Annotated in this window: 10 protein-coding genes and 2 pseudogenes; 9 read left to right on the forward strand and 3 right to left on the reverse strand. The window is 74.5% G+C overall.

Annotated elements, in window-relative coordinates:
- The 5 genes and pseudogenes from GQS09_RS23460 to GQS09_RS23480 all read left to right on the forward strand — a co-directional run.
- Positions 1 to 354 (forward strand): annotated as a pseudogene (locus GQS09_RS23460) (hypothetical protein); the annotation flags it as partial.
- Between the two features lie 115 nt (positions 355 to 469).
- Positions 470 to 2,488: a GTPase gene (locus GQS09_RS23465; protein ID WP_313896305.1), complete on the forward strand. Its 2,019-nt coding sequence runs from the start codon at positions 470 to 472 to the stop codon at positions 2,486 to 2,488.
- A gap of 385 nt (positions 2,489 to 2,873) precedes the next feature.
- Entirely contained in the window at positions 2,874 to 4,331 is a 1,458-nt protein-coding gene (locus GQS09_RS23470; RefSeq protein WP_165989431.1) for a thioester domain-containing protein, read from the forward strand.
- A gap of 196 nt (positions 4,332 to 4,527) precedes the next feature.
- Positions 4,528 to 4,956: a BlaI/MecI/CopY family transcriptional regulator gene (locus GQS09_RS23475; RefSeq protein WP_165989432.1), complete on the forward strand. Its 429-nt coding sequence runs from the start codon at positions 4,528 to 4,530 to the stop codon at positions 4,954 to 4,956.
- Between the two features lies 1 nt (position 4,957).
- Complete coding sequence (locus tag GQS09_RS23480) at positions 4,958 to 5,914, forward strand: M56 family metallopeptidase (protein WP_165989433.1); 957 nt, start codon at positions 4,958 to 4,960, stop codon at positions 5,912 to 5,914.
- 89 nt (positions 5,915 to 6,003) lie between these two features.
- On the opposite strand, the gene GQS09_RS23485 is transcribed toward GQS09_RS23480, so the two are convergent.
- The 3 genes from GQS09_RS23485 to GQS09_RS23495 all read right to left on the reverse strand — a co-directional run bounded on the left by GQS09_RS23485 (position 6,004) and on the right by GQS09_RS23495 (position 7,967).
- Positions 6,004 to 7,038 carry a sporulation protein gene (locus GQS09_RS23485; RefSeq protein WP_165989434.1) on the reverse strand — a complete coding sequence of 345 codons (1,035 nt, stop codon included), beginning with the start codon at positions 7,036 to 7,038 and terminating at the stop codon, positions 6,004 to 6,006.
- Positions 7,039 to 7,100: 62 nt separating this feature from the next.
- The gene (locus GQS09_RS23490; protein ID WP_165989437.1) at positions 7,101 to 7,322 is read right to left on the reverse strand and encodes a hypothetical protein; all 222 of its coding nucleotides are present in this window, start codon (positions 7,320 to 7,322) and stop codon (positions 7,101 to 7,103) included.
- A 309-nt stretch (positions 7,323 to 7,631) separates the two neighbouring features.
- Positions 7,632 to 7,967 (reverse strand): YnfA family protein, encoded by a 336-nt coding sequence (locus GQS09_RS23495; RefSeq protein ID WP_165989439.1) that lies wholly within the window; start codon positions 7,965 to 7,967, stop codon positions 7,632 to 7,634.
- Between the two features lie 46 nt (positions 7,968 to 8,013).
- Here GQS09_RS23495 and GQS09_RS23500 point away from each other — a divergent pair, with 46 nt between their 5' ends.
- The 4 genes and pseudogenes from GQS09_RS23500 to GQS09_RS23515 form a co-directional block, all read left to right on the forward strand.
- Positions 8,014 to 8,436 carry a hypothetical protein gene (locus GQS09_RS23500; RefSeq protein WP_165989441.1) on the forward strand — a complete coding sequence of 141 codons (423 nt, stop codon included), beginning with the start codon at positions 8,014 to 8,016 and terminating at the stop codon, positions 8,434 to 8,436.
- A 21-nt stretch (positions 8,437 to 8,457) separates the two neighbouring features.
- A complete protein-coding gene (gene ettA / locus GQS09_RS23505) occupies positions 8,458 to 10,122 on the forward strand; it encodes an energy-dependent translational throttle protein EttA (RefSeq protein ID WP_165989443.1) in 1,665 nt (554 codons plus the stop codon).
- A gap of 11 nt (positions 10,123 to 10,133) precedes the next feature.
- Complete coding sequence (locus GQS09_RS23510) at positions 10,134 to 10,742, forward strand: thioesterase family protein (protein ID WP_165989445.1); 609 nt, start codon at positions 10,134 to 10,136, stop codon at positions 10,740 to 10,742.
- Positions 10,739 to 11,061, forward strand: a pseudogene (locus tag GQS09_RS23515) (hypothetical protein); the annotation flags it as partial. The gene GQS09_RS23510 and the pseudogene GQS09_RS23515, both read left to right, overlap by 4 nt.

Genomic DNA, 11,061 nt, shown 5'->3' on the forward strand with positions numbered 1-11,061 from the left:
CCCGGCAGTCCCGGCGGATACGGCGGTCCCGGCGGCACCGCGGCCATTCCGGACGACGGGCCGCACCACCCCTGCGACGCCGGCGAGACCGCCGCCCTGCTGATGACCGCGCTGCTGTGCGGGCGCCGCGCCGCCCCGGCCGGAGAGGCGCTGGGAGCCCTGCTCGGCTCCGCCCGCGCGGCCCGGCTGCGCGACCGCGCCGCCCGGCTGCTGGACCGCTACGTGGACCGGGCGGTCGGTGAGGAGCGTGACCTGCGCGGCGCTCCCCTGCACCGTCTCGATGTCACCCCCGACCACCAGGTCGAGCTGGTCGCCGCCTACTCCCTGCTGGGCAGACGCCTGCCCGCCCGCTGACCGCCGCCCCTCCGCCCGTGCCCGTCCCCGCGTCTCCGCCCCGCCGCCCGGCGCCGAACACCGCGAACCGGGCCGGCCCGTATCCCGCCCCAAGCCCACCCGGAAGGAGAGAACCGTGCCGGAGGACACCACCGCGGCGCAGCCGTCCGGGCCACCGCCCGGACCGGGCACCGCCACCACCCTGTGGGACGACGGGGTGATCGCCCGCCGGGGCGTGCCGTACCACGTGCCGAGCCAGGAGTACCAGGACGAGGACGAACCCGAGCCGCTGGTGCCCGCCCCGCCGCCCGCCCCCGACACCCTCACCGAATCCGAGGCCGACCGCCGGCTGCGCGTCCGGCTGGCCGCGCTCCGCCAGCTCGTCGGCCTTTCCCGCTCCCGCCTCGACCCGGCCGTGCTGGACGAGGCCGGCCGGGTGCTGGACGCCGCCGCGGCCCGCGCCCGGCTGCCCCGCGCGTACACCGCCATCGCCATCGCCGGGGCCACCGGCAGCGGCAAGTCCAGCCTGTTCAACGCCCTGGCCGGGGCACAGCTCTCGGAGACCGGGGTGCGCCGCCCCACCACCGCCGCGCCCGTCGCCTGCACCTGGGACGCCGGGCGCAGCCTCGGCCCCGAGGCGCTGCTGGAACGGTTCGCCATCCCGTCCCGCGCCCGCCGCCGGGCCCACCTCACCGACGCCGCGCTGCGCGGCCTGATCCTGCTCGACCTGCCCGACTACGACTCCGTGGACCCCGACCACCGGGAGAAGGCCGACCGGCTGCTCTCCCTGGTGGACGGGGTGATCTGGGTGGTGGACCCGGAGAAGTACGCCGACGCGGTGCTGCACGAGCGCTATCTGCGCGCCTTCGCCGGACACGCCGAGGTCAGCATCGTGGCGCTGAACCAGACCGACCGGCTGCCGCCCGACGCCGCCGAGGCGGTACTGGACGATCTGCGGCGGCTGCTGGACGAGCGGGGCGTGGCGCTCGGCGAGCACGGTGAGCCGGGGGCAGGGGTGCTGGGCGTCTCCGCGGTCACCGGGGACGGCCTGCCGGAACTGCGGCGGCTGCTCGGCGAACTGGTCGGCAGCCGGGCCACCGCGGCCCGGCGGCTGCTGGCCGACGTGGACGGAGCCACCCGGCGGCTGCGCCCGGTGTGCATCGCCGACACCGTGCAGGCCCCGGCCGGGCTCACCGCAGAGGCCCGGGAGGAATTCGAGGAGCGCCTGGCCGCGGCGGTCGGTGCCCCGGCCGCCGGGCTGGCCGCCGAGCGCTACCTGCTGCGCCGCGCGGAACGCGCCTGCGGCACCCCCTGGGCCCAGCTCGCCCGGCGGATCGCCGAACGCCGGGCGGTACGCCGCGGCGAGCCGGCGGAGCTGGCCACCCGCACCCGCGGGCTGCTGCTGGCGCCGCCCACGGTGTGCCGCCCGGCCGTGGAGGAGGCGGTGCGGCGGGTGGCGGACGAGGCCGCCGCCGAACTTCCCCGGCCGTGGGCCCGGGCAGTGCAGGCCGCGGCCTGGACGGGCGCCCGCGATCTGCCGCGGCAGCTGGAACAGGCGATGGCGTCCCGGCCGCCCCTGCAGGATCACCCGGACGGCCCGGACCGCACCGGCCGGCCGGACCGGCCCGGCCGCCCGGAGAACCCGGACCGCTCGCCCGCGGGCCTCCCCGCCCCCGGCGACGGGTACACCGGTCCGGACGCCCCCCACGGGGCGCCGGAGGCGTACGGCGCCCCGGAGGGCCGCCACGGTCCCCGTCCGCCGGCCGCCGCACCGTCCGGCCGGTCCGTCCGGCTGCCACGCCCCCGCTGGTGGGCGGTGGCCGCGGTCGCCCAGGCCGGCCTGCTGGCCACTCAGCTGCTGGGCGTGTGCTGGCTGCTGCTGGCGGTGGCCGGCCACGCGGTGGCCGGTTTCTGGCTGCCCGCCGGGCTGCTGGTGGGCGCGGCGCTGGCGGCGCCGCTGCTGGCGTGGATCTGCCGGCTCGCGGCCGGTGCCCCGGCCCGGGCCTGGGGGCGCCGGGAGGAGGAGCGGCTGCGCCGGATCGCGGCCTCCCGCGGGCGCGCCCAGGTGCTGGAGCCCATCGCCGCCGAACTGCTGCGCTATCGCGAGGTCCGGGAGCAGTTCTTCATCGCCGCCGGGGGACTGGACTCCCGCTGAAGCTCCGTCGGCCCGCCCCGCCGGCCCGTCCGGCCAACCCGCCCCGCCACTGCGATCCGGTGTCGGCCGCGGGGGCTTTGCGGTCCCTTCCGTGACCGTTCGCAGAAGGTTCGCGGGACATTCGCAACCCGCCCGCCGCGCCCGCCGTCCGACGGCCGTTCACCCGCCCGGCGGCGGGCGGCCGGCGTGGCGGGGATGTCGCGAAGGCCCGATTGGCCTGGCGCTGAAGATAACGATTACACCTCGGTAGGCGTGGAGTTACCGATGGCGGGGGACAGTGCTGTGTTTCGCTCCCTAGCATCCATGGCGCATGCACGGGGCAACTGTGAAGTCTGCTGTCCAGAGTTGCGACGGCAGCCCGTGCGCATCATGGAGGGGACTCACCATGACTTCTGTACGCAAGCGGGTCGTTGCCCGCCTTGCGGCCACCGCCCTCGCCACCGCGCTGTTCGCCGCGGGGACGATCGCCACCGCCGGACCGGCCGTCGCGGACGAGAATCCGCGGAACGGCGGCGCCACCGCCACGCTGGGCGAGCTGGAGACCTACGACACCGTCGTCATCCGGCGCGGCGGCCACCGGAGCGAGGTCTCCGGCGGCCTGTTCACCATGGAGGTGGCGGGCGGCGGGACCGTCAAGACCTACTGCATCGACTTCGGCACCCGGGCCAGGACCGGGGTCGACTACAAGGAGGTCGGCTGGGACGCCTCGTCCCTGGCCGGCAACGCCAACGCCGGCAAGATCCACTGGATCCTGCAGAACTCCTACCCGACCGTGGACGACCTGGACGCGCTGGCCGGAAAGGTCGGCGCCCCGTCCCTGACCCCCCAGCAGGCCGCGGCGGGCACCCAGGCCGCCATCTGGCACTTCTCGGACGGCATCGACGCCATGCCGAAGAACCGGAAGGCCAAGAAGCTCACCGAGTGGCTGAAGAAGAACGCCGAGGACCTGGCCGAGCCGGACCGTCCCTCCCTGGAGCTGAACCCGGCCGCCGTGGGCGGCCAGGCCGGCGACAGGCTGGGCCCGGTCACCGTCTCCACCAGCGCCGACTCGGTGGTCATCACCCCCGACCCGGGAGCCGCCGGGCTGGGCGTGAACATCGTCGACGCCGCCGGTGAGCTCGTCACCGAGGACACCCCGGTGACCGACGGCACCGAGCTGTTCTTCGACGTGCCGGCCGACGCCGGGGCGGACAGCACCTCGTTCACCGCCACGGTGACCACCACCGTGCCGCTGGGCCGGGCCTTCACCGGTATCGAGCACGAGACCCAGACGATGATCCTGGCCGGTTCCACCGACTCCGCGGTCACCGCCACGGCCACCGCCAACTGGGCCGCCGCCCCCGAGCCGGAGCCGGAGCCCGAGCCGGAGCCCGAGCCGGAGCCGGTCGGTGTGGTGAACGCCTCCGAGACCTGTGTGGACGGCGGCGTCCAGCTCGAACTGACCAACGCGGGAGGCGGTGAGTACACCTTCACCGTCGGCGGTGAGGAGATCACCGTCGGCGCCGGCGCCACCGAGACCCACTTCGTCCCGGCGGAGAACAAGCAGCCCTACACCATCGAGGTCTTCGGCCAGGACGCCGAGGAGCCGGTGGCCACCTTCACCGGTGTGCTGGACTGCGACACCTCGGTGGACAACGAGGACGAGGGTGAGGACGAGGGCGACGAGGACAACACCCCGGCCCCGGCCTCGACCGGCGGCAGCGCCGGCACCGGGAACGACGGCCCGGACCTCGCCGAGACCGGCAGCAGCACCAACCCCGCGCTGTACGGGGGCATCGCCCTGGCCCTGCTGATCGCCGGCGGCGCCGTGGTGTTCTTCCTCCGCAAGAAGGCCAAGAGCTGATGCAGCCCCTCTGACCTGCGATCTCCCCACACGCAGGGTCCACCGGTCCGCACCCGGTCCGCAGGCCGCCGAGCACGGCGGCCCTGACGGACCGGGTGCGGTCGTCTTCCCGGCCGCGGGCGGCTGCGGGACCGTGGGGGAGCCCCCGGGCTGGCTAGCATGAGGGTTCCGGCGGGCCGGGCAGGGAGGAGCGGTCATGAGAGGGCGGGGCGGGCGCTCCCGGCGGCGCGGTCAGGGCGAGCTGGAGGCGCTGGTCCTGGCGACGCTGCGGCAGGCGCCGGGGCCGGTGACGGCCGGGTGGGTGCAGGAGCGGCTGGGCGGGGACCTGGCGTACACCACGGTGGTGACGATCCTGTCCCGGCTGCTGGCCAAGGGCACGGTGGTCCGGGAGCGGACGGGCCGGTCCTTCGCCTGGGCGCCGGCCGCGGACGAGGCGGGGCTGGCGGCGCTGCGGATGCGGCGGGTGCTGGAGGGCGAGGCGGACCGCGAGGCGGTGCTGGCAAGCTTTGTGACGGCGCTGTCGGCAGACGACGAGCGGCTGCTGCGTGACCTGCTGGGGCTGCCGGACGGTGACCAGGACCGGGACCGGGATCACGACCGGGACGAGGGCTCCGGGGGCGGGTGAGATGGGCTGGTTCGTCGTGCTGCCACTGGTGCTCCCGCTGACCGCGTGGCCGATCGCCAAGCTCGCCGAGCACCAGCTGCACCCGCGCAGCGCCACGTGGCTGCTGACCGGGGTGGGCGTGGTGATGGCGTCCTGTTCGACGGTGTGCGTCGGTCTGGTGATGGTGGTGGGCACAGCGCAGCTGCCGGGCAATCCGCTGCCGGACGGGTGGTCGGACCCGGAGGTGGCGGAGGCGGTGCCGTTCGAGGAGGTGGCGGCGAAGGCGGCGATTCCGGCGCTGGCCGCGGTGCTGCTGGGATGCGGCCGGTCCCTGTGGCGGCATCTGTGGACGCGGCGTCGGGTGGCGCGGGCGCTGGCGGGTGTGGGTTCGGCGCGCGTGGCGGTGGTGCCGGACGAGGCCGCCTACGCCTACGCGCTGCCGGGTGGCGGCCGGGGACGCATCGTGGCCTCCACCGGGCTGCTCGGCAGCCTGTCGGCGGGGGAGCGGCGGGCGCTGTTCGCGCATGAACGGGCCCATCTGGCGGGCCGACACCACCGGCTGCTGCTGGCGGTGACGCTGGCCGCGCGGGCCCATCCGTTTCTTCGCCCGCTGCGGACCGCTGTGCTGTACACGGCGGAGCGCTGGGCGGACGAGGAGGCCGCACGGGAGGTGGGGGACCGGCGTCTGGTGGCGCGGGCGATCGGCAGGGCCGCGCTGGTGTCGCGAGGCGGACCGGTGCCGGCGTTCGCTGGTGCGGCCGGGGCCGGGGCCGTCTCCGGTGCCGGCCCCGGACCGGTGCCGCGGCGGGTGGCGGCACTGCTGGCGCCGCCTCCCGTGGCGCGGCCCTGGCCGCCGACCTTCACGGCCGTGGGGCTGGCCTGCTGGACCGCCGCGGCCGGTGCCGCCGCCTCGGCACTGTCCTCCGCAAACTCGGCGGTGACCATGTTCCTGCTGCTGAAGGCCGCCACTCCGCTGTAACGGCGGCGGACGGGCGGCGGTCCCGGCGAGGCCCCGCGGTCCCCGGGGGTGCGGGCCGGGGACGCGGGTGCGGCGGGCCGGGCCGGCGACTACTCCTCGTCGCCCCCCTCGTCTCCTCCGTCGTCGTCGAAGACCTCGTCCAGGACCATGCCGCCGGCCACGCCCGCCGCCAGGCCGGCGGCGCCGGCGGCGACGGCGGTGCCCATGCCGGGACCGCCGTGGCCGTGGCGGGGCCCGTGGTGACCGCCGTGGCCGTCCTTGTCCACGTAGCCCTGCTGCGGATACGGCAGGGGGTGGCCGCCGTGGTGGCCCTGGTGCATCGGCGGGTCGTGGGGTGCCGCGTGGTGCGGGTGGGCGGCGTGGTTCTCGACCATCCGGCGGACCCAGGAGTCCACGAGCGCGGTCCAGTCGTGCTGCTCGTGGTGGCCGACGGTGAACCGGCTGACCGCGTCGTGGCCCCCGGTGAAGAACCCGCCGCGCTTGTCGGCCTCCAGGACCACTTCCATTCCGCCGGGGCCTGCCAGGAAGGTGACCTCGATCTCCTGTACCGCGTGCGCGTACTGCGGCGCGGGGTGGAGTTCGATCTCCTGGTAGAAGGGCAGTTGCTGGCCGGTGCCGTGGAGGTGTCCCAGCTCCAGGTCGGCGGACTTGAAGCCGAAACCGAGCCGGCCGAAGGCGTCCAGGACGGCCTCCTGCACCGGCAGGGGGCTGACGGTCACCGGGTCCATGTCGCCGGCGTCCCGGGCGGAGGCGACGACCAGTTCGGTGCGCACGCCCAGGACCACGCCCAGCGGCTGGCCGTGGAGTTCGGTGACCGGGGTCTCCCAGGGCAGGGGCAGGGAGAAGGGCAGGGCGCGCTGTTCGTTCTGGTGCAGCCGGAAGCCGCCGCCCACCGCGGCGCGGTGGAAGGCGATGACACCGTGCGCCTCGCCCTCGCTGTGCTCGGCCTCCACCTGGGCCACGAGTTCCAGAGTGATGTGCTGGATGTCGAAGTCGGCCTGCCCGCCGCGCATGTGGACCTGCCCGGTCAGCGTTCCGCCCGGGGTGACCGGGCCGCCGTCCAGGACCGTGTCCACGGTGGGCGCGCCGATGCCGAGCGAGCCGAGCAGTTTCTTGAACACCATGACCGGCGTTCACTTCCCTTCCGGGTCTTGGGTGGTCGTCTTCCGGCGTGGGGCGGTGCCGGTCAGGCGCCGGACTCCTCCAGTGCGGCCAGGGCCTGCGCCCACCGCACGTACTTCAGCCGCGCGAGGTCGGCGACGGTGCGCACGCCGAAGGCCTCGCGGAGCAGTTCGCCGTCGCGTTCCGACACGCCCTTCAGCGCCGCCACCGGCGCGGACAGGATCTCCGGCAGGCTCTTGTCCGCCCATGCCTTGTCCAGCACCTTCTCCAGGTCCACCGCAGCCATGGATTCCCCTCCGCCTCGTTGTCCGGCGGTCACCGGACGGCAGGGTGCGGGCGGTGCCCCACCCCGCCTGTTTCTACAGCTGTGTAGAAGCATAGGGCGGGGCCGGGCGGCCCGGCGACGCCTGGCGCCGGAAACGTCCGAAAACCGGCGGAACCGGTGAACCCCCCCCGCCTGGCAGGCGGGCTCCTGGACACCAGCAGCCCGGACAGCCTTCTGCGCCGCGGCCTTCTGCGCCGCGAGGTTCCCGCCGTACGCACCGAGCGCGCCGTCGGGGCCGCCCGCGCCGACGCGGCCTGGCGCCGGTGCGCCTCAGCCGCCGCGGGGGGAGTACATGATGACGGCGACTCCGGCCAGGCAGACCAGGGCGCCGAGGACGTCGTAGCGGTCGGGGCGGTAGCCGTCCAGGGCCATGCCCCAGGCCAGCGAGCCGGCCACGAAGACGCCGCCGTAGGCGGCCAGCACCCGGCCGAAGTGGGCGTCCGGCTGGAAGGTCGCGACGAAGCCGTAGGCACCCAGGGCCAGCACCCCGGCGCCGATCCACGCCCATCCCCGGTGCTCCCGCACCCCCTGCCAGACCAGCCAGGCCCCGCCGATCTCCAGCAGGGCGGCCAGCGTGAACAGGGCGAGGGAACGGGACACGGTCATGGGCCCGAGCGTACGGGCCGGGCGGTGCGGCCTGACTCCGGGGACCATGGATTCCACAACGGGAGAAATCAACCCGATGCGGGAGGTGAGCCGGGTGGCGGGCAAGGAAGCCACGGACCACAGGACGGCCAGGGCCCTGATGGATGCCACCGAGCGGCTGCTGATCTCCCGGGGGCATGCCGGGATCTCCACCCGCCGCATCACCGGGGAGGCCGGGCCGCCGCACGGCCAGGCGCGGTACCACTCCGGCTCGCTCGACGCCCTCATGCCGCGCACCCCGGAGCGCGCCTCGGCCCGGATCATCGAGCAGCAGCTGCACGTCCGGCACCGGCTGCTGCGCCACAACGCGGGGAACGCCGGTGCCGGAGTGCTCACCCTCGGTACATGGCCGGGGAGGGGGGCGGGTGGGGCATTTCCGCTGTGGACGGGCCATGCGGCAGGATGGATCCGATTGCCCACAGACCGCTGAACTAGTGCCGGACGGTTTCTCTTGGCTGAGTACATCTACACGATGCGCAAGGCGCGCAAGGCGCACGGCGACAAGGTGATTCTCGACGACGTCACCCTGGCCTTCCTGCCCGGTGCGAAGATCGGCGTCGTGGGCCCCAACGGCGCCGGCAAGTCGACCGTGCTCAAGATCATGGCCGGTCTGGAGCAGCCCTCCAACGGCGATGCCTTCCTCACCCCCGGCTACAGCGTCGGCATCCTCCTCCAGGAGCCGCCGCTGAGCGAGGACAAGACCGTCCTGGAGAACGTCCAGGAGGGTGTGGCCGAGACCAAGGCCAAGCTCGACCGGTTCAACGCCATCGCCGAGGAGATGGCCACCCACTACACCGACGAGCTGATGGAGGAGATGGGCAGGCTCCAGGAGCAGCTCGACCACGCGAACGCCTGGGACCTCGACGCCCAGCTCGAACAGGCCATGGACGCCCTGGAGTGCCCGCCCGGCGACTGGCCCGTCACCCATCTCTCCGGCGGCGAGCGGCGCCGGGTGGCGCTGTGCAGGCTGCTGCTGGAGCAGCCCGACCTGCTGCTGCTGGACGAGCCCACCAACCACCTGGACGCCGAGTCGGTGGCCTGGCTGGAGCAGCACCTGGCCAAGTACCCGGGCACGGTCGTGGCCATCACCCACGACCGCTACTTCCTGGACAACGTGGCCGAGTGGATCATGGAGCTGGACCGCGGCCGGGCCCACGGCTACGAGGGGAACTACTCCAAGTACCTGGAGACCAAGGCCGCCCGGCTGAAGGTGGAGGGCCAGAAGGACGCCAAGCGGCAGAAGCGGCTCAAGGAAGAACTGGAGTGGGTCCGCTCCAACGCCAAGGGCCGGCAGGCCAAGTCCAAGGCGCGCCTCGCCCGTTACGAGGAGATGGCGGCCGAGGCCGAGAAGACCCGGAAGCTGGACTTCGAGGAGATCCAGATCCCGCCGGGTCCGCGGCTGGGCAACGTCGTGGTCGAGGTGGACAACCTGCAGAAGGCGTTCGACGACAAGGTCCTCTTCGACGGCCTGTCCTTCTCCCTGCCCCGCAACGGCATCGTCGGCGTGATCGGCCCCAACGGCGCGGGCAAGACCACGCTGTTCAAGATGATCCAGGACCTTGAGCAGCCGGACGGCGGCACCGTCAAGGTCGGCGAGACGGTGCAGATCAGCTACGTCGACCAGAGCCGGGAGCACATCGACCCCAAGAAGACGCTGTGGGAGGTCGTCTCCGACGGCCTGGACTACATCAACGTCGGCAAGGTGGAGATGCCCTCCCGGGCCTATGTCTCGGCCTTCGGCTTCAAGGGGCCGGACCAGCAGAAGCCGGCCGGGGTCCTCTCCGGCGGCGAGCGCAACCGGCTCAACCTGGCCCTGACGCTCAAGCGCGGCGGCAACCTGCTGCTGCTGGACGAGCCCACCAACGACCTGGACGTGGAGACCCTTTCCTCGCTGGAGAACGCGCTGCTGGAGTTCCCCGGCTGCGCGGTGGTCATCTCCCACGACCGGTGGTTCCTGGACCGGGTCGCCACGCACATCCTCGCCTACGAGGGCAACTCGCAGTGGTTCTGGTTCGAGGGCAACTTCGAGTCCTACGAGAAGAACAAGATCGAGCGGCTCGGGCCGGACGCCACCCGCCCGCACCGGGCCACGCACAAGAAGCTGACCCGGGGCTGAGGCCGATTCCCGTGCGCCACGTTTTCGCCTGCCACCTGCGCTGGTCGGACATGGATGCCTTCGGGCACGTCAACAACGTCGCCTTCCTGCGGTATCTGGAGGAGGCGCGGATCGACTTCCTGTTCCGGCTGGCCCAGGAGGCCGCCCCGCCCGCCGGCGCCCCCGGCGGGGACCCGGCGGGCGCCGCCGGCGCCCCGGGCCGGGTCTCGGGCGGGGTCTCCGGCGGGGTCGCCGCGGGCGGCCCGGGGGACGCCGGGCACGCGGCCGAGGTGGTGGCGGGGTGGGGCGGGGCGTACGACCCGGCCGTGCCGTTCTCCGGCGGCTCGGTGGTGGCCCGGCACGAGATCGACTACCTCCGGCCGCTGGTGCACCGGCACCGCCCGGTGACCATCGAGACCTGGGTGACCAAGATCGGCGCCGCCTCGGCCACGGTCGCCTACGACATCAAGGACGAGGACGCGGTGTACGTGCGCGCCTCGACGGTCATCGTGCCGTTCGACCTGGACCGGCAGGCGCCGCGGCGGCTGACCCGGGAGGAGCGGGCGTTCCTGGAGCGCTACGCCGACGACTCCGCGGCCGGCGGCGGCCGGGGCGGGGAACCGGAGGCGGCCCCGGCATGACCCGGCTGACCCTTGCCGGAGCGGAGGAGGCGGCGGGCTTCGCCGCCTTCCTCGGCCGCCAGCTGCGCTGGGACCGGGCCGCGGCGGTGCGGCTGCGCGGCGCGGACGGCGTGCTGGCCGCGTTCACCCGGCCCGCACGCTTCGAGGTGCTGGCCGTGCTCCCGCTGCCGCTCGCCGCCCCCGGGGCCGGGGCCGCGGCCGGGCTGGACATCACGGTCTCGGCGGGCGAACTGCTGGAGGCGCTCGACGAGCGGACCGGCGCGGTCACCGTGCCGGCCGCGGTCACCGGGCCGCCCTGGGCCGGGCTGCTGCCCCCGCG

Origin of the sequence: Streptomyces sp. YIM 98790 (assembly GCF_011421595.1) — a bacterium.
Taxonomy (GTDB): domain Bacteria; phylum Actinomycetota; class Actinomycetes; order Streptomycetales; family Streptomycetaceae; genus Streptomyces.

Bases quoted from the DNA above. Each gene is read 5' to 3' on its own strand.
- GQS09_RS23470 (WP_165989431.1), top strand. From the start codon at position 2,874: ATGACTTCTGTACGCAAGCGGGTCGTTGCCCGCCTTGCGGCCACCGCC.
- GQS09_RS23475 (WP_165989432.1), top strand. From the start codon at position 4,528: ATGAGAGGGCGGGGCGGGCGCTCCCGGCGGCGCGGTCAGGGCGAGCTG.
- GQS09_RS23480 (WP_165989433.1), top strand. From the start codon at position 4,958: ATGGGCTGGTTCGTCGTGCTGCCACTGGTGCTCCCGCTGACCGCGTGG.
- GQS09_RS23500 (WP_165989441.1), top strand. From the start codon at position 8,014: ATGGATTCCACAACGGGAGAAATCAACCCGATGCGGGAGGTGAGCCGG.
- GQS09_RS23490 (WP_165989437.1), bottom strand. From the start codon at position 7,322: ATGGCTGCGGTGGACCTGGAGAAGGTGCTGGACAAGGCATGGGCGGAC.
- GQS09_RS23495 (WP_165989439.1), bottom strand. From the start codon at position 7,967: ATGACCGTGTCCCGTTCCCTCGCCCTGTTCACGCTGGCCGCCCTGCTG.
- GQS09_RS23485 (WP_165989434.1), bottom strand. From the start codon at position 7,038: ATGGTGTTCAAGAAACTGCTCGGCTCGCTCGGCATCGGCGCGCCCACC.